General features: G+C 67.6%; 18 protein-coding genes. 7 read left to right on the forward strand and 11 right to left on the reverse strand.

Annotated elements, in window-relative coordinates:
* On the reverse strand, window positions 1–735 hold the full coding sequence (locus I0K15_RS06930) for an MlaA family lipoprotein (protein ID WP_196104661.1): 735 nt from the start codon (window positions 733–735) through the stop codon (window positions 1–3).
* 186 nt (window positions 736–921) lie between these two features.
* On the opposite strand from I0K15_RS06930, the gene I0K15_RS06935 reads away from it, so the two are divergent.
* The 6 genes from I0K15_RS06935 (at window position 922) to I0K15_RS06960 (ending at window position 7,051) form a co-directional block, all read left to right on the forward strand.
* Window positions 922–2,919 carry a type I secretion system permease/ATPase gene (locus I0K15_RS06935; RefSeq protein WP_196104662.1) on the forward strand — a complete coding sequence of 666 codons (1,998 nt, stop codon included), beginning with the start codon at window positions 922–924 and terminating at the stop codon, window positions 2,917–2,919.
* Complete coding sequence (locus I0K15_RS06940) at window positions 2,916–4,235, forward strand: HlyD family type I secretion periplasmic adaptor subunit (RefSeq protein ID WP_196104663.1); 1,320 nt, start codon at window positions 2,916–2,918, stop codon at window positions 4,233–4,235. Before I0K15_RS06935 ends, I0K15_RS06940 begins: the two co-directional genes overlap by 4 nt.
* 44 nt (window positions 4,236–4,279) lie before the next feature.
* Window positions 4,280–4,732 (forward strand): RidA family protein, encoded by a 453-nt coding sequence (locus tag I0K15_RS06945; protein WP_196104664.1) that lies wholly within the window; start codon window positions 4,280–4,282, stop codon window positions 4,730–4,732.
* A complete protein-coding gene (locus I0K15_RS06950) occupies window positions 4,729–5,481 on the forward strand; it encodes a glycerophosphodiester phosphodiesterase family protein (RefSeq protein WP_196104665.1) in 753 nt (250 codons plus the stop codon). Before I0K15_RS06945 ends, I0K15_RS06950 begins: the two co-directional genes overlap by 4 nt.
* 107 nt (window positions 5,482–5,588) lie before the next feature.
* Entirely contained in the window at window positions 5,589–6,764 is a 1,176-nt protein-coding gene (locus I0K15_RS06955; RefSeq protein ID WP_196104666.1) for a GNAT family N-acetyltransferase, read from the forward strand.
* Entirely contained in the window at window positions 6,764–7,051 is a 288-nt protein-coding gene (locus tag I0K15_RS06960; RefSeq protein WP_196104667.1) for a 4a-hydroxytetrahydrobiopterin dehydratase, read from the forward strand. The genes I0K15_RS06955 and I0K15_RS06960 overlap by 1 nt, the downstream gene beginning before the upstream one ends.
* A 92-nt stretch (window positions 7,052–7,143) precedes the next feature.
* Here the strand turns inward: I0K15_RS06960 and I0K15_RS06965 are convergent, their stop codons facing one another.
* Window positions 7,144–7,632: a peroxiredoxin gene (locus I0K15_RS06965; RefSeq protein ID WP_196104668.1), complete on the reverse strand. Its 489-nt coding sequence runs from the start codon at window positions 7,630–7,632 to the stop codon at window positions 7,144–7,146.
* A 73-nt stretch (window positions 7,633–7,705) separates the two neighbouring features.
* Here I0K15_RS06965 and I0K15_RS06970 point away from each other — a divergent pair, with 73 nt between their 5' ends.
* Window positions 7,706–8,911 (forward strand): NAD(P)/FAD-dependent oxidoreductase, encoded by a 1,206-nt coding sequence (locus I0K15_RS06970; protein WP_196104669.1) that lies wholly within the window; start codon window positions 7,706–7,708, stop codon window positions 8,909–8,911.
* A gap of 13 nt (window positions 8,912–8,924) precedes the next feature.
* Here the strand turns inward: I0K15_RS06970 and rsmD are convergent, their stop codons facing one another.
* The 9 genes from rsmD to I0K15_RS07015 form a co-directional block, all read right to left on the reverse strand.
* Entirely contained in the window at window positions 8,925–9,482 is a 558-nt protein-coding gene (gene rsmD, locus I0K15_RS06975) for a 16S rRNA (guanine(966)-N(2))-methyltransferase RsmD (protein WP_196104670.1), read from the reverse strand.
* Complete coding sequence (locus tag I0K15_RS06980; protein WP_196104671.1) at window positions 9,479–9,892, reverse strand: Fur family transcriptional regulator; 414 nt, start codon at window positions 9,890–9,892, stop codon at window positions 9,479–9,481. The genes rsmD and I0K15_RS06980 overlap by 4 nt, the downstream gene beginning before the upstream one ends.
* Before the next feature lie 64 nt (window positions 9,893–9,956).
* Window positions 9,957–12,308, reverse strand: a complete 2,352-nt coding sequence (locus I0K15_RS06985; protein WP_196104672.1) for a mechanosensitive ion channel domain-containing protein — start codon at window positions 12,306–12,308, stop codon at window positions 9,957–9,959.
* A 96-nt stretch (window positions 12,309–12,404) separates the two neighbouring features.
* Entirely contained in the window at window positions 12,405–13,148 is a 744-nt protein-coding gene (locus I0K15_RS06990; RefSeq protein WP_196104673.1) for a Crp/Fnr family transcriptional regulator, read from the reverse strand.
* 62 nt (window positions 13,149–13,210) lie between these two features.
* Entirely contained in the window at window positions 13,211–14,434 is a 1,224-nt protein-coding gene (locus I0K15_RS06995) for a multidrug effflux MFS transporter (protein ID WP_196104674.1), read from the reverse strand.
* A 75-nt stretch (window positions 14,435–14,509) separates the two neighbouring features.
* Window positions 14,510–15,199 carry a D-lyxose/D-mannose family sugar isomerase gene (locus tag I0K15_RS07000; RefSeq protein WP_196104675.1) on the reverse strand — a complete coding sequence of 230 codons (690 nt, stop codon included), beginning with the start codon at window positions 15,197–15,199 and terminating at the stop codon, window positions 14,510–14,512.
* Between the two features lie 45 nt (window positions 15,200–15,244).
* The gene (locus tag I0K15_RS07005) at window positions 15,245–16,054 is read right to left on the reverse strand and encodes a hypothetical protein (RefSeq protein WP_196104676.1); all 810 of its coding nucleotides are present in this window, start codon (window positions 16,052–16,054) and stop codon (window positions 15,245–15,247) included.
* A 149-nt stretch (window positions 16,055–16,203) separates the two neighbouring features.
* Window positions 16,204–16,857: a peroxiredoxin gene (locus tag I0K15_RS07010; protein ID WP_196104677.1), complete on the reverse strand. Its 654-nt coding sequence runs from the start codon at window positions 16,855–16,857 to the stop codon at window positions 16,204–16,206.
* 63 nt (window positions 16,858–16,920) lie between these two features.
* Window positions 16,921–17,670, reverse strand: coding sequence for a M48 family metalloprotease (locus tag I0K15_RS07015; RefSeq protein WP_196104678.1), 750 nt, complete (start codon window positions 17,668–17,670; stop codon window positions 16,921–16,923).
* Between the last annotated feature and the right edge of the window lie 79 nt (window positions 17,671–17,749).

Genomic DNA, 17,749 nt, shown 5'->3' on the forward strand with positions numbered 1-17,749 from the left:
TCATTCGGCGTAGATATCAACGAAGTCCTCGTCAGAGCGTTCCCCTCCGCTGACCTGCGCACGACGAAGCTGGATATAGGCCGTCTGCGCCGCGAGGTAACTGTCCTCGCTCTCATAGAGGATCTGGTCGATCACCTGTGAATTCTCGTTACGGGTGTCCACGACCTCCACGATCGTGCCGTAGAGCACAATGTCGTCCAGCGTGTCGCTGCCGGCGAGCACCAGCGGGTTGGTCACGATGTCGACCGCGGTGCCGAAAGCGTCGCGCGTCGTGCTCGGACCCAGGAGCGGCAGCTCCAGATACGGTCCCTCGCCCACGCCCCAGACCGCCAGCGTCTGCCCGAAATCCGCCGCCTCACGCTCGATTCCCGTCGATCCCGCCACGTCCAGCAGGCCGCCTAGGCCCAGCGTCGTGTTCATCAAGAACCGCGCGAGGTTGTCGCCCAGCGCCACCGTGTCGCCCTGCAGCGCGTTATTCACGATGTCCGACGGCAGCGCGAGGTTCGAGGTGAAGTTGCCCAGCGTGCGGTCCACCGGCTCCGGCACCACGACGCCGTAGGCCTGCGAGACCGGGCGCAGCACCACGGTATCGACCCCTTTGTTCACGCCATGCACGACCCGGTTCACCGGCTCCAGCGGGTCGGAGACGAGCTGCGCATCGCTCTGCGGTGTCGAGGAGCAGGCGGCCACGAAAAGGGTCGCCGCGATGGCGAGCAGGGGCTGTGTTCGGGTCATGAAGGCACTTTCGAGGGCTGTGTTCGGTCGAGACAGGTGTAACGTACCGTAGTTTTTCCAATCCTTGGAGGGCGAGAAAAGCGATGCTATACCCCCGGTCGCTTGCGATTTGCCGCGAGGCGCTGCATTGCCGACACATTCGCGTGCATGATCGTAAGCAATTGGGGTTTGGGGGAGAGTAACGGTATGGCCGCAGCCGCACCGCGTGGGGCAGACGAGCTCAAGGGAGTCCTTCGGCAAAGCCGGAGGCTGTTCCAGATCGTCGCGCTTTTCAGTGTTTTCGCGAATATCCTGGTCCTGACCGGGCCGATCTTCATGTTGCAGGTCTATGACCGCGTGCTGTCGAGCCGATCGGAGGCGACGCTGGTCGCGCTCTTCGGCCTTGTCGCCGTGCTCTATGCGATCATGGGCTTTCTGGACTACGCCCGCGGGCGAATCCTGGCGCGGGTGGGGGCCCGATTCCAGGCGACGCTCGACAAGCGGGTGTTCGACGCGCTGATGCGCCGGTCGGTGGATCCGAACTTCCGCAACCGGCCCGCGACGTCGCTGCGCGACCTCGAATCGATCCAGCGGCTGCTGTCCTCGCCAGCGCTCTTCGCCGTCTACGACCTGCCGTGGACGCCGATCTTCCTGCTCGCGATCTTCATCTTCCACCCGCTGCTTGGCTGGCTCGCGGTTGCGGGCGGCGCCGTGCTGATCGTGGCGACGGTGCTCAACCAGATGATGTCGAAGAAGCCGCAGCACGAAAGTCAGATCGCGGCGGCCAGCGCCGACAACTTCGCCGAGAACGTGCGGCAGGAGGCCGAGGTCGTGCAGAGCCTCGGCATGCGCGACGCCGTGATCGGCCGCTGGCGCCAGCAGCGCGACAAGGCGCTGGAGACCCAGATCGGCGCCGCCGACGTCTCCGGCAGCTTCTCGACCTTTTCCAAGACGTGGCGCTTCTTCCTGCAGTCCGGGATGCTCGCTGTAGCCGCCTATCTGGTGCTGCAGGGCCAGCTCACGCCCGGTGCCATGATCGCCGGTTCGATCCTGCTGGGCCGTGCCCTCGCACCCGTCGAGCAGGCGATTGCCCAGTGGTCGCTGGTCCAGCGCGCCCGTCAGGGGTGGACCAATCTCGGCGAACTCCTCGAAAAAACCCCGGCGGAGGAGGAGAAGACCGCCCTGCCGCGCCCCAAGGCGCTGCTCGACGTGCAGGGCGTGTCGGTCGTGCCCCCGGGGGAGAAGACGCCGACCCTGCGCGGCGTGAGCTTCCGCCTCGTCCCCGGCATGGCGCTCGGCGTGATCGGGCAGAGCGCGAGCGGCAAGTCGACGCTCGCCCGCGTCATCACCGGTATCTGGACGCCGTTCCAAGGCAAGGTGCGCCTCGACGGCGCCGCCCTCGACCAGTACGCCAACGACGTGCTCGGCCAGCATATCGGCTATCTGCCGCAGGACGTGTCGCTCTTCGACGCCTCGGTGGCCGAGAACATCTCCCGCCTGTCGCCCAACCCCGATCCGAAGCAGATCGTGGAGGCGGCGAAGAAGGCCGGTGCGCACGAGATGATCCTCAAGCTGCCCGACGGCTACGACACCCAGATCCAGGCGGGCGGCAGCCGCCTCTCGGGCGGTCAGCGCCAGCGCCTCGGCCTTGCGCGCGCGATGTACGGCAACCCTGTGCTGCTGGTGCTCGACGAGCCCAACGCAAACCTCGACAACGAGGGCTCGAACGCGCTGAACGCCGCCATCGAGCAGATGAAAAAGGACGGCGGCTCGGTCATCATCATGGCCCACCGCCCCGCCGCGATCGCCCAGTGCGAGCTGCTTCTGCTGATGGAAAACGGCCAGGTGAAGGATTTCGGCAAGCGCGACGAGGTCCTCAAGAAGCACCTGAAGAACTACGATCAGGTCGCCGGCGCCGTCTCGCAACGGCCGGCCAACCGCCGCATCCCCCAGAAGCCGGGCGAGGCGCCCAAGCTTCCGGGCACCGCGACCGGGGGGCAGCCCGCCGAGGCACCGAAGGCGGACGCGCAGCGCAAGCCCGTTCCGGCGGCCGCGGCGCATCAGCCTGCACCCAACCAGCCGCCACACGGACCCCGTCCGGCAGGCCCCGCGGCCCCGGCCGATGCATCGGCCCAGCCCGCCCCTCAGAAAACCCCGGCGGCAAAGCCCGCCGACCGTAAGCGTGATGCGGAGAGTGACGCATGATCGGCAAGAAAAGCGAAACCGGCGGCGACAAGTGGCAACCCAGCCGCGCCGTCTTCATCGGCACCGTCGCCCTGATCGTCTTGGTCTGCGGCGTCGGCGGCTGGTCGGTTCTGACCAGCATCGCGGGCGCGGTCATCGCGACCGGCCAGATCGAGGTCGAATCGAACCGCCAGATCGTCCAGCACCCCGAAGGCGGCGTGGTCGGCGCGATCTACGTCGATGACGGCGACCGGGTGGAGGCGGGCGACGTCCTGATCCGCTTCGACGACACACTGCTGCGCTCGGAGCTTTCGATCATCGAAAGCCAGTACTTCGAGCTGATCGCCCGCCGCGGCCGCCTGCGCGCGGAAAGTGAGAACGCCGAGCAGATCACCTTCGACACGGGCCTTTTGAACCTCGCGATGGAAAACTCCGAGGTGGCCGAGCTGATCGGCGGCCAGATCCGCCTCTTCAACGCGCGCAAGGAAAGCGCGGAGCAGCAGATCAGCCAGCTGCGCGAGCGGCAGAGCCAGATCGAACAGCTCATCGCGGGCCGCGAATCGCAGCTCGAAGCGCTGGCCGAGCAGATCGAACTGATCGACTCGGAGCTCACCGACCAGCAATCGCTGCTCGACCGGGGTCTCGCGCAGGCGTCCCGCGTCCTCGCACTCCAGCGTGAGGCGGCGCAGCTTCGCGGTCAGGTCGGCGAGCTCACCGCATCGGTGGCCGAGAACCGCGGCCGCATCTCGGAGCTGGAGATCGAGATCATCCGCCTCGACACCACGAAGCAGGAAGAGGCGATCACCACCCTGCGCGACCTGCAGTTCCGCGAGAACGAGCTGCGCGAGCGGCGTCTCTCGACCATCGAGACGCTCTCCCGCCTCGAGGTGCGCGCCCCGACCTCCGGCATCGTCTACGGCAAGACCGTCCATGCCCTGCGCTCGGTCGTCCGCCCGGCGGATCCGGTGATGTTCATCGTCCCGCAGGACAGCCCGCTGGTGATCGCGAGCCGGATCGAGACCATCAACATCGACCAGGTCCGCATCGGGCAGGAGGCAGTCCTGCGCTTCGCCGCCTTCGACCAGCGTACGACGCCCGAGATCTACGGCGTCGTCACCAACGTCTCGGCGGACGTGCTTACGGATGAGGCGACAGGCCAGAACTACTACGAGGCCGAGATCCTGCCCTACGACGAGGAAATGGAGAAGCTCTCGGGCCTCGAACTTGTGCCGGGCATGCCGGTCGACGCCTTCATCCAGACCGGCGAGCGCTCACCGCTCACCTTCCTGACGAAGCCGCTGACCGACTACTTCACCAAGGCGTTCCGCGAGACGTGATGCCGGGCTAGTCTCCCCTCCGACTCAAGGAGAGGAGACTGCCCATGTCCGTCGATGATCGCCTCAAGGAGCTCGGCATCGAGCTGCCCGACGCGCCCGCACCTGCCGCCAACTACGTGCCGACGGTGCGCACGGGCAACCTGCTCTACGTCTCCGGCCAAGTGCCGATCCAGAACGGAGCGCTGGTGACCGGCCAGCTCGGCGCCGGCTTCTCCGTCGAGGACGGGCAGGCCGCCGCGCGGCTCTGCGCCATCTCCCTGATCGCGCAGGTGAAAAAGGCCGTGGGCGACCTGGAGACGGTGCGCGTCGTGAAGCTCAATGGCTTCGTCAACGCGACCGGCGATTTCGGCGAGCATCCCGCGGTGGTCAACGGCGCCTCCGACCTGATGGTCGAGATCTTCGGCGAGAAGGGCCGCCATGCCCGTTCCGCCGTCGGTTCCTCCTCCCTGCCCTTTGGCGTAGCGGTGGAGGTCGAGGGGATCTTCGAGATCGCATGACCCTGCCCGATGGCTTTCTGGCCCGGCCCATAGCGCACCGCGCGCTGCACAGGCCGGGCGTGGCGGAGAACTCGGCGGCGGCTGTGCGCGCCGCGGTCGAGGGCGGCTGGGGCATCGAGGTCGATGTCCAGCCCGCCGCCGACGGCACGCCCATGGTCTTTCACGACTACGCGCTCGACCGGCTCTGCGGTGTCGACGGCTGGGTGCGGCTCACCCCGGTCGAGGACCTGCGCCGCATGTCGCTGCTCGGCACCGGCGCAGGCGTGCCGACCCTTTCGGACGTGCTGGAGATCGTGGGCGGCCGCGTGCCGCTGGTCATCGAAGTGAAGGACCAGGACGGCGCCCTCGGCCCCGGTATCGGCGCGCTGGAGCAGGCGGTGGCCGATGTGATCCGAGGATATTCGGGCCCGCTGGCGCTGATCAGCTTCAACCCGAACTCCGTCCGCGTGCTGGGCGGCATGGCGCCGGATGTGCCGCGCGGCCTTGTGACCGATGCCTTCGCGCGGGAGGACTGGGCCATGGTCCCGGCCCCGCGGCGCGAGAAACTCGCGCGGATGGCCGATCTCGACGCGTGTGGCGTCAGTTTCATCTCCCACAACCGTCGCACACTCGACATGGTCCCGGTGCGGGAGGCGAAGCGGCGCGGCCTGCCGGTGCTCACCTGGACCGTCCGAAGTGCGGAGGAGGAGGCTGAGGCGCGGCGCGTGGCCGACCAGATCACCTTCGAAGGCTACGTGCCCGCAATCTGAACCGTCTTCTTTTGCGTATTTGACGAGAGTGATGAGACTGCGCGCCGCGCCCCGTTGATCGGGCGCGGTCCGGGGCCATCTGGTAGGCTTGCCGGGGGAACGGGTCGATGAGAGATACAACCGCCATCGAAATCAGCGTGCTGTCGTCGCTTTCGGAGATCGACGAGGCCGACTGGGATGCCTGCGCGGCCCCGGATGAGGGCCGCCCGCTCGACCCGTTCACCACGCATCGCTTCCTCAACGCGCTGGAACGCTCCGGCTCCGTCGGCACCGGTACGGGCTGGATGTCGCGGCACCTGGTGGCGCGGGCCGAAGGCAACGTGATCGCGGTGATGCCGCTCTATGCCAAGGGGCACAGCCAGGGCGAGTACATCTTCGACCACAACTGGGCGCATGCCTATGAGCGCGCGGGCGGGCGCTACTATCCGAAGCTGCAGGGCGCCGTGCCCTTCACCCCGGCAACCGGGCGGCGCTTTCTGACCCTGCCGGGGTTGGAAGAGACGGGGACCGCGGCGCTCGTTCAAGGAATGGTGCAACTCGCGAGCGAGAACCGGCTCTCCTCGGTCCACGTCACCTTCTGCACCGAGGCGGAGTACGAGGCGGGCGGCGCGCTCGGCCTCAGCCAGCGCACGGGGCAGCAGTTCCACTGGTTCGACCGCGACTACGCCGATTTCGACGGCTTCCTCGCCGATCTGAGCTCCCGCAAGCGCAAGACGATCCGCAAGGAGCGGCGCACGGCGCAGGACTTCGGCGGGACCATCCACCAGTTCACCGGGGATGAGATCCAGCCCGAGCATTGGGACGCCTTCTGGCGCTTCTACCAGGACACGGGCTCGCGCAAGTGGGGCACGCCGTACCTGACCCGCGCCTTCTTCCATGAAGCGCAGGAGCATCTGCGCGACGACATCATGCTGGTGATGTGCGAGCGGAACGGCCGCTGGGTCGCCGGTGCCATGAACCTGATCGGGCGCGAGACGCTCTACGGCCGGTACTGGGGCTGCATCGAGCATCACGACTGCCTGCATTTCGAGGTCTGCTACTACCAGGCCATCGACTTCGCGCTTGCCCAGGGTCTCACCCGCGTCGAGGCAGGCGCGCAGGGCGAGCACAAGCTCGCACGCGGCTACCTGCCCACACCCACCTATTCGCTCCACTGGATTGCCGACGAGGGCTTCCGCAACGCCGTCGAGAGTTTTCTGGAGGCCGAGCGCGCCGCGGTGGACGAGGAGATCGAGGTGCTCACGGCCTACGGGCCCTTCAGAAAGGTTCAGGGAGAGGACTGATGGTTGCGAAACTCGAAGGCGACGAGAAGCGCCGCGCGCTCGACACGCTCACTGGCTGGGATGAGGCGCGGGACGGCGACGCGATCCAGAAGACCTTCCAGTTCAAGGATTTCACGCAAGCGTTCGGCTGGATGACCTCCGCGGCGATCCTGGCGGAGAAGGCCGATCATCACCCCGAATGGTTTAACGTCTACAACAAGGTCGAGGTGACGCTGACGACGCACGATGTCGGCGGCTTGTCCGACCGCGACATCGCGCTGGCCAAGCAGTTCGACGCGATCAAGTAGGCTACCGCCCCGGCCGTAGTGCCGGGGCCTTTCGCTAAAGCAGCGCTCCGTTGCGGAAAGGTCCCGGCGCTAAAGCCGGGACGGCTCATCGCTCACAGCTGATCGAGCAATGCTTCCCCGGCGCTCAGCTCACACACGCCCGGGCTCTCCTCCACATTCAGCGCCGTCACCTTGCCGTCCTTCACCACCATGGCGTAGCGCTGGGACCGCGCGATCAGGCCCACCGGGGGCGCTGTGAAGTCCATGCCGATACCCTTCGTGAACTCCGACTGCGGATCGGCGAGCACCTTGATCCCCGCGCCCTCGGCCCCCGTCGCATCGCTCCACGCCTTCATGACGAACGGATCGTTGACGGAGACGCAGGCGATCTCGTCCACCCCCTTCTCCCGCAGCTTGTCGGCGGTGCGGATGAAGCTCGGCATGTGCGCCGAGGTGCAAGTCGGCGTGAAGGCGCCCGGCACCGCGAACAGCACCACGGTCTTGCCCGCGAGCATGTCGGTCGACTTCACCTCCTCCGGCCCCTCGGCGCCCATGGTGATGAAGGTGGCCGCGGGCAGGCTGTCCCCAACTGAGATCGTCATTTCGGTGTGACCTTTCGGTTTGGTGGCATATGACGCTTCTTACGTAAGACGTGAGGCGGAAAGGGCGAGGGACATGGCCGGACATGTGGTAATCGGCGCCGGACAGGCGGGCGCGGCGCTGGTGGCGAAGCTGCGCGAACTGGATGCGGAAAGCCCTATCACCTTGATCGGCGAGGAGCCGGTGCCGCCATACCAGCGCCCGCCACTCTCCAAGAAATACCTGCTGGGGGAGATGGCGCTGGAACGCCTGTTCCTGCGACCCGAGAGCTTCTATGCCGACCAAGGGATCGACCTGCGCACGGGTGTGCGAGCCGAGGCAATCGACCGGCCAGCGCAGGAGGTGCAGCTTTCCGATGGCTCCACCCTGCCCTACGCGACGCTGGCGCTGACCACGGGCTCCCGCCCCCGGATGCTGCCCACCGCGATGGGTGGCGATCTGGAGCGGGTCTATCCGGTGCGCACGCTGGCGGACGTGGACGCGATGGAGCCGGAGTTTCGCGAGGGCGCGCGCTGCCTCATCGTCGGCGGCGGCTATATCGGGTTGGAGGCCGCGGCGGTCGCCGCCTCCCGCGGGTTGAAGGTCACGCTGATCGAGGCGGCGCCTCGCATCCTCGCCCGCGTCGCGGCGCCCGCCACCGCCGACTACTTCCGCGACCTGCACACCGCGCATGGCGTCGAGATCCGGGAGGGCGCGGCCCTCGATCGGCTGGAGGGTGACGGCACAGTCACGCGCGCCGTGCTGGCGGGTGGCGAGACCCTGGAGGTCGATTTCGTCCTGATCGGCATCGGCATCGCGCCCGACACCGCACTGGCCGAGGCCGCCGGGCTCGCCCTCGACAACGGCATCGCGGTAGATGCGCACTGCCGCACCTCCGCCCCCGCGATCTTCGCCGCCGGGGATTGCGCGAGCTTCCCGTGGCACGGCGCGCGCATTCGGCTGGAATCCGTGCCCAACGCCATCGAGCAGGCGGAAGCCGCCGCGGCCGCGATGGCAGGTCAACCTGCGGACTATGACGCGAAGCCGTGGTTCTGGTCCGACCAGTACGACGTGAAGCTTCAGATCGCGGGTCTTAATGCGGGCTATGACCGAACCGTAACCCGCCCTGGCGCTCGCGATGGCACGCAATCGGTCTGGTATTTCGCGGGCGACCGCCTGCTCGCCGTCGATGCCATGAACGATCCACGCGCCTACATGACCGGCAAGCGGTGGATCGAGGGCGGGCACCATCCCGACCCTGGCGCTCTCGCCGACCCGGGCGCTGATCTCAAGAGCCTCTAGCTTTCGAGTTCGCCTAAATACTCGGATCCCGCCGCAGCAACTGGACCGACGTGTCGCCATAGGCGCGCCGATCCACCTCGCGGAAGCCCGCAGGCACCTCCTGCGGCGCGGCCTCCTCCCAGACGACCAGCGCATCCTCCGCGATCCAGCCGCCTGCTGCTGCGGCAGCCAGGGCGGGTGCGCCGAGCCCGCGCCCATAGGGCGGATCGAGGAATACGAGGTCGCACGTCGCATCTGCTGCGAAGAGCCGCCGCGCGTCGCGCCGGATCACCCGCGTCTCATCCGCCACGCCCAGCGTTGCGATGTTGCGCTTCAGAAGCTGCCCGGCCTTCGCGCCGTCATCGACGAAGGTGACATGGACCGCGCCGCGCGACAGCGCCTCCAGCCCCAGCGCGCCCGTCCCCGCGAAGAGGTCGAGCACCCGCGCGCCTTCCAGCACCCCGTGCCCACCGAGCACGCTGAACAGGCTCTCGCGCACCCGGTCGGTGGTGGGGCGGAGCTGCGCCCCCGCATCGCCCTTGCCCAGCGCCGCCAGCGCCCGGCCGCGGAACCGCCCGGCGACGATCCTCACCGGATCTTCCGGCCGTAAAGCTCCAGCCGGTGGTCCACGATCTCGTAGCCCAGTTCCTCGGCGATGGCCTTTTGCAGTTCCTCGATCCGGGGGGAGGTGAACTCGATCACGTCGCCGGTCTCCACGTCGATCAGGTGGTCGTGATGCTCGCCGTCCGCCTGCTCGAACCGCGCCGGACCGCCTTCGAAGGCATGCCGCTCCACGACGCCCGTCTCCTCCAGCATCTTCAGCGTGCGATACACGGTGGCGAGGGAGATGCGGGCATCCTTCTTCACCGCCCGCTGGAAGATCTCGGTCGCGTCCGGGTGATCTGCGGCTTCATCGAGGATACGCAAGATCACCCGGCGCGGCTCGGTCAGGCGCAGGCCCGCCTCGCGCAGCCGGCGCTCGTATTCGGTCAGTTCGCTCATGTGTCGCAATAAGGGCCAGTTGCGACGCAGGTGCAAGTCCCGCGCCCGGTGAGGCGCGCCGCGATCAGCGCGGCGCATCCTCCGTTTCCGGCGCCTCGTCAGGCATGGACTTGTAGGGATCGCGCTCGACGGGACTGTCGGTCCGCTCGGGCGAGGGCGCGGGTACGGCGGCCTTCACCTCCTCGCGGATCATGCGCAGCGGCGGCGCCTTGCCCTCCTTGTCCTCGCCCCAGTAGATCGTCTGGTGCGGGAACGGGATCTCGATCCCGCGCTCGTCGAAGATCCGCTTGAGGAGCGCGTTGTACTCGCGGCCTGTAGCCCACTGCTTGCCGGGCAGCGTCTTGATCCGCGCGCGCAGCACCACGGCGCTGTCACCGAAGGAGTTGAGACCGAACCACTCCAGCTCACCGAGCACATCGCGACCGGATTCGCCCTTCTTCAGCTCGGCAAAGGCGTCGTGCATCGCGACCTTCGCCTCCTCCACATCCTCGCGATAGGCGATGCCCATGTCGCAGACGTAGAAGCTGAACTCCCGCATGTAGTTCGACACCAGATCGACCGAGGAAAACGGGATGATGTGGAACACCCCGTGCAGGTCGCGGAGGGAGACGGAGCGCACCGTCAGCTTTTCCACCACACCGGTCACCCCGCCGACGCTGATCACGTCGCCCACATTGATCGCGTTCTCGAACTGGATGAAGACGCCGGTGATGATGTCCTGCACCATCTTCTGCGCGCCGAAGCCGATGGCGAGGCCCAGCACACCGGCCGATGCCAGCAGCGGCCCGATGTCGAGGCCCAGTTCGCTCAGCACGATCATCAGCGTGATGACCAGCAGCGCGATGGTCGCTGCGTTGCGCAGCAGCGTGAGCAGCGTCGTCTCCCGCGCCGTGGGCGGGCGGCCGTAATCGGGGTTCAGCCGGTACTCCACCCAGGAGCTGAAGACGAGCCAGATGCCGAAGGCGATCAGCAGGATCACCGTCGCACTCGCCACCGCGCCGGTCATCGCGAGACCCCGCTCACTCGTCAGCCAGCCGCCGATGTTCGCCACACCCGTCACGTCGAGCGTCACGCTGATCACGGCAGCGATCACAAGGAAGCGGATCACCATCAGGAACTTCGGCACGAAGGAGTTGAGGCGCCGCTCCAGCAGCGGGAAGCGCTCGCGCGTCTTCTGCGGCAGCCGCACGCCGCGCGCGATGGCGCCGGACAGCAAGCTCACGACGATCCAGCCTGCGAGACCCGCCCCGATGATGCGCCCCGTATCCTGCAGCAGCGGGAATAGGATGCCGCCGGGCCGGGTCGCCACAATCACCAGAAGGCTCACGAGATAGAGCAGCACCGGGACCGGCCAGAGCCGCACAAGCGTGCGCATCGCACCGCGCTTCTTCTTCCCCTCCTCCGGCTCCGACAGCAGCCAGGAGGTGATCGACCGACGATGACGCAGCACCACCGTGATCGCCATCAGCACGACGATGATGTTGATAACCGTGCCCAGCGCGCTGCCCGCAAGGAACGAGGCATTGCGGTTCACGATCGGGACGGCGAGGAGCTGGCCATAGGTCAACAAGCCGATCGACAGGGCCAGCCAGCGGCTGATCGAGCGCGCGCCCCGGTCCGGCAGCCGGACGAGGCGCAGGTTGGACACCCGCGGCGCCAGCAGCGCGCGGACGACGACCTTTGACAGCTCCACGATCAGAAAGGCGTTCAGGTAAAGGCTCTGGAGCGCGATATCGCCCCCGCCCGCGGCGAAGAGCGACACGACGTAGCCCGCGGCCCAGGACAGCGCGACGACCACGACTTCGAGAATGGAGGACGTGACGGCGAGGGCCACCCGCTCCAGCACACTGCGGTTCTCCGCCTCGCGCCCGAGCCTGCGGTCGATCCAGCGCCCCCCGGCCTTCAGCACCATGAACACGGCATAGGTGACCACGATGACCAGCAGCAGGCTCTGCGCCGCTGCGATCAGCACGTCGCGGTCGAAGGCGGACAGGCTGCGCTCCAGCGTGCGCGGAAGGCGCTCCAGCCCGATCCACGCGCGGTTCAGCCCCTCGAAGGCGGACTCGGCCGCCCCGGATGTGAGGTCGGCAATGCGCCGGGCAACGGAAGCGGCCTCGGGCTGAGCCGGCTCCTCCGGTGCAGCGGCCTCCGGCGCGCCCTCCTCGGCCGCACCGGACAGCCGTTGGGCCAGTTCGGCGGCGACGGCCGGATCGCGTAAGAGCTCGATGAGCAGATCGACGCTCTCCACCACCTCGGCCGCGGGTCCTTCGCCACCCGACCCTTCACCGCCCGAACTCTCGGCCGGCGCCTCGGACGACGATCCCCCACCAAGTGGAGACGTAATCTGCGCAGCAACGGGGTAGGCGAGGAAGAGCAGCGTCACGAGCGCTGCGAGAAGAGGTCTCAGGCTTGGCATGTCCCACCGATGATTTGGCGTCTTTTCGGGTAGCGCGGACCCGGTTTATCGAGTGTGAACGCGCGGAACGTCAAATCGTTTCACCGTGGCGCAGCGTCAGTACGCAGGGAACCAGCTCGTATCGATGTTGTCGAAGCGGTAGTCGAAGCTTACGAGCTGCGCCAGCCGCTCCTCGTCGAGGATCTGCACCTGCCGCCCGTGCCGCGCGATCAGGCCGTCCTGCTCCAGCTGCGTCGTCGATTTGGAGACGGAGACGTTGGTCAGCCCCAGCACGTCCCCGATCTCCCGCTGGCTGAGCGGTAGGTTGAATGTGTCGGTCATCCTGGAGTTCGTGATCCGCAGCCGGGTGAGCAGCGACAGATGCAGGTTCGCCACCCGCTCCGTCGCCGTCATCCGGCCCGTGGCGCGCAGCATGTCCGTCAGCACGATCTGGTCACGCGCCGCGATGGCGAAGATCAGCGCCGTCAGCCGCGGTGCCGTGGCGAAGATCTCGCTGAGCGCGCTCTTCGGGAACGGGCAGAGGATCGCTGGCGTACAGCTTCGCAGTGTTGTCGCCACGCGGGTGAACGCGATATCCGGAAAACCGACCATGTCGCCCGCGTGGTGAAGCTGGACGATCTGCCGCCGCCCGTCGGGCATGTCGAGATAGGAGTAGAGCCAGCCGGTCTTGACCACGTAGAGCCGTTCGAGCGGGTCCCCCTCGGTCGTGCAGTCCGTCTGCGGCTCGATCTCGTCCTCCGCCTCCTCCAGCCGCGCGAGATGCCCCCGGTCGGTTTCGCTCAACGTCATGTAGTGGCTGAGCTTGGTCACAAGGCAGCTATTGTCGGTCGACGATGTCATGGCATTCTGCCCCATTTTCCGTGCATCCGCAGATAGGTAGTCGGCGACCGGCCCGCGGCGAGTCAGGCCGCTGCGGGGCTGCTGCGGAAGAGGCGCCCGCGCTCCGTCACGGCGAGGATGGCGATGGTGACAACCGCGCTCACCAGAAAGCCGAGGGCAAGCGGCCGCGCCGTCCCGTCGAAGGCCGCCCCGATGGTGAAGCCGATGCCCGCCCCCATCAGCGCCGTCACAGACCCGATGACCGAGGCCGCGATGCCCGCGACCGCCCCCTGCGGCTCCATCGCCAGCGCGTTGAAGTTCGCGAAGATCAACCCGATCATCAGCATCACGCCCGACAGCACGGCGAGGAACCCGACCACGCCCAGCCCCTCCGGCCCGATCAGCAGGATTGCGGAGAAGAGGGCGCACAGGCACACCGCACCGTGGCTGAGCAACCGCATGCCGAAGCGCTGCACCAGTTGGGCGTTCACCAGCGAGGACACCGCGATGGCGACGGCGATCAGCGCAAAGACCGCGACGAACCAGGGGCCGAGCTCCAGCACCTCCTCTAGCACCTGTTGGGCGGAATTGATGAAGCCGAAGAGCGAGCCGAAGAACATGCCGGCCGCCAGCATGTAGCCTACCGTCTGCCGCGCCCCGAAGACGGAGCGCAGCGCGGCCGCGAAACTCGCCCACCGGATCGGGCGGCGATGCTCGGGCCGCAGGGTCTCCGGCAGCCTCGTCGCGCAGATCCACAGCATGAAGAGGGCATAGAGCCCCAGGAATACGAACACCGCCGGCCACGGCGCCACGAACAGGATGAGTTGGCCCAGCGTCGGCGCGATCACCGGCACGGCCATGAAGACCACCATGCTCAGCGACATGACCTGCGCCATGTCCCGCCCCTCGTAGCAGTCCCGCACCGAAGCCGTCGCCACCACCCGCGGCGCGGCAGAGCCGAGGCCCTGCACGAACCGCGCGATCAGCAGCACCTCCAGCGACGGGGCGAAGGCACAGGCGAACCCGGCGGCCGCATAGACCGCGATCCCGCCGATCAGCACCGGCTTTCGCCCATAGCGATCCGCGAGCACACCCATCGCGAGCTGCGCAAGCCCGAACCCCGCGAGATAGGCGGAGAAGACGAGCTGCGCCCGGTTCACGTCATCCGGCGTGAAGGCCGCTGCGATCTCCGGCAGGCCGGGCAGCATGATGTCGATCGCCACCGCGTTCAGCCCCATCAGGGCGGCGATGATGGCGACGAACCCGGCAAAGCCGAGCGGCGCATGGTGCGGCGAGGCGCGTGTCATGGGAAAGCCTTTCAGGCCGAGTGGGCCTCACCGCAGGTAGCGTGCGACCTTGCAACCGTCGATGCGAAAATCGACCTAGCCGATCCAGCGGTCGTAGTCGGAGACGAGGAGGTGATCCGGCGCCACGTCCTCCTCCACCGTGGCAAAGCGCCCGATCGGCTCGCGGAAGATGTTGTCGGTCAGATCGTCGTTCACCGTGGAGACCTCACCGATCAGAACGTCCCCGCCCTCGCCCCAGAAGGCGTGCCAGTCGCCGGGGCGCAGGGTCACGCTCTCCCCCGGGGCGAGCATGAGCTTGCCGCCCGGCGGCACCTCCCGCGCGATCCCGTCGCAGGCCACGGTGCAGCCGCGATCCTCCGCAAACCCGCCCGCGTCGTCTGAGCCGTAGAGCTCGATGACCAGCGTTGCGCCCCCGCGGTTGATGATGTCCTCGACCTTGTGGACATGAGTGTGCATCGGGCTGAGCTGCTCGTTGCGCGAGATCATGACCTTCTCCGCATAGAGCATGCCCGTGCCGGAGTTGCGCTCCGACAGATCGCCGTTGCGCGTGGTGACGAGGAACAGCCCCATCTCGTCGAACCGCCCGGCGCCGTAATCGGTGATGTCCCAGCCCAGCCGCCGCTCCGCGATCTGGCGCGCATCGCCGCGCGCGCGCTCCACCAGCTCCTCCGGCCCCCAATGGACGAAGGGGGGCAGGACGACGCCGTGCTGCGCGATGAACGCGGCACCTTGGGCCAGAATGTCGTTGATCTCGGATCGTTTCATGGGGCGAAGGTGCGCCCTTCGCCCCGCCCGGTCAACCGGCCCGGCTTACTGGGTCGTGGTGCCCTCACCGGCGAAGGCGTCCCGCACGACGCCAAGCGCATTGGCCACGGTGTCGAGCAGAGCCTCGCCTGGCGTCTCCCGCGGGCCGCCATCGACGATCCGCTGCTCCGACAGGTGGAGCAGCTCGTCGGCATTCATCGCGGGATCGTCGGGAAGCTGGCCGTTCACCTCGGCCTGCAACAGCTCGATGGCGACGTCATCGCACCCGGTACCCGTGCAGGTGACGGTCGTCCCCTCCAGCCGGTAGGTCGCATCGAGCCCCGCGGCCCGAGACAGCTCGTTGGTACGGCGCAGGTCGTCGTCGATATCGACCTGCCGTGCCCGGCGGCTGCCGCCTGACAGAAGCTCGTCCACCCGCTGCTGCTCGATAGCACTCAGATCCTCCCCGGCGGCGTAGCGAGAGACGAGCTGGTACTGCGCCAGCGCACCGACGGTCCCGTTGAAGTTCCCGTTGCGCACATGCGCGTCGAGTGCCGCCTGGTTGGCATTGCTCGCGTTCCAGCGGCCGAGGTCACGGGGATGGAGCTCCCGCTCCACCTCGCCGCTCTCGGTCACGATGAACCGCTCCGCGCCGCCATTGCCGTTTCCGCGGCCGGGCCGATCATCTCCGCGGTCGCGATCCGCCCGCTCGCTGCGACCGTTCCCGTTGCCGTTCCCACCGCGATTGCCGCGGTCCTCGCTCCGGCCCTGCGCGTGTGCTGCGAGGTCGGTGCCCGAGAACGGAACAGGCGCGGTGGCGGCGATGGCGAAGGCGCAGCTCAGGATGAGAGCGGCGCGTGTGGCGTGTGTCGTCATGGTCCCCTCCATGAATGGATTGGCGCACAGGAGCGCCCGAGGAGGCTTCGACGGCACAGAAAGAAAGGCAAGGAAATGTCGCGACAGGGGCGCGGGATGCAATGAAAGATGCGCCTGAAGTTCAGGCGCATCTTCCTTTGGCTGATGCCTCAGCCCGGCTGCTTGGTCTTGCGCAGGTAGGGAAGCACGCGCTCGAACGCACCGAACTTCTCGGTCGCTTCCTCGTCGCTGACCGCGGGCGTGATGATCACGTCCTCGCCCTGGTGCCAGTTGGCGGGCGTCGCCACCTTGTGCTCCGCCGTGAGCTGGATCGAGTCGATGGCCCGCAGGATCTCATCAAAGTTGCGGCCCGTCGTCATCGGATAGGTGAGCGACAGCTTGATCTTCTTGTCCGGCCCGACGACGAAGACCGAGCGCACGGTCGCGTTCGACGCCGCCGTGCGGCCTTCCGTATCGGTGTCCTCGGCCGGGAGCATGTCGAAGGCCTTCGCCACCTTCATGTCCGGGTCGCCGATCATCGGGTAGTCGACCTTGTTGCCCGAGACCTGCTCGATATCGGCCTTCCACTTCAGGTGATCCTCGACCGGATCGACCGAGATGCCGATGATCTTGGTGTTCCGCTTCTCGAAGGCGTCGATCATCCCGGCCATGGTGCCGAGCTCCGTCGTGCAGACGGGCGTGAAGTCCTTCGGGTGGCTGAACAGCACGGCATAGCCGTCGCCGATCCAGTCGTGGAACGTGATCTCGCCCTCGGTGGTCTCGGCCGTGAAGTCGGGGGCGGTGTCGTTGATGCGCAGGGACATGGGGATACCCTCCATCCGTTTCGGAATGACTGAGACCTATGCGGGGCGCGCGCCCCGCGCAACTCAGTTCCGCGGAATGGTCGGCGTGATGCCCCGCGCCCGCTGCTGCTCGATCTGCCGCGCGGCGGCCACCACGGTGTTGTAGCGCTGCGGTCCCGGCGGGTGCGTGGACAGGATCGAGTTCGATCCCCCGAACCGCGCGAAGCTCGCCGCCCCGTCCACCGGGTCGTAGCCGGCGCGGTCGGCGATGTAGGTGCCCAGCAGATCGGCCTCCAACTCGAAGGCCTGCGAATAGGCCCGGCTCCCGACGCTTGCACCGAGGTCGGCGCCCTGCTGCGGATCGCCCCCGAGCGCACCGATGGTGATCGCCCCGAGGAGGCCGCCGAGCCCCACCTGCTGCTGACGGCGCTGCAGGTGCCCGGCGATGTGATGGCCCGCCTCGTGGCTCATGATGAAGGCCACCTCGTTGTCGTTGCGCACGGTGCGCAGCATCGCGGTGTTGAAGATGATGAGCGGCCGCCCGTCCCGGAACGTCTGGAAGGCATTGGGCTGGTCGCCCGTATCCTCGACCAGGATGCGGAAGTCGCAATACTGGCCGGACTGCCCCGTCTCCTGCCGGCAGGTGCTCTCGGCTATGGGCTCGACCCGCTGGGCCACCTGCCGCATCAGGCTTTCTCCGGAAGAGACGGAGCGGTTCGCGGCGACCGCGCCCCGGTTCGGAATGTTCGCGCTGCCGCCCACCTCGGGCAGTGCGTATGTCGTCTCGCAGGCTGCGAGAACCGTCAGCGCCATGGCGGAAATGAGAACGCGCACGGATCCCTCCTTCTTGAAGTTCGAGAGCAAGATAGCGTACCGGCGCAACCAAGCAATTCGGCCGGGTCCCGCCTCGCCG

Source organism: Pontivivens ytuae, from assembly GCF_015679265.1.
In the GTDB taxonomy this organism is placed as follows: Bacteria; Pseudomonadota; Alphaproteobacteria; order Rhodobacterales; family Rhodobacteraceae; genus Pontivivens; species Pontivivens ytuae.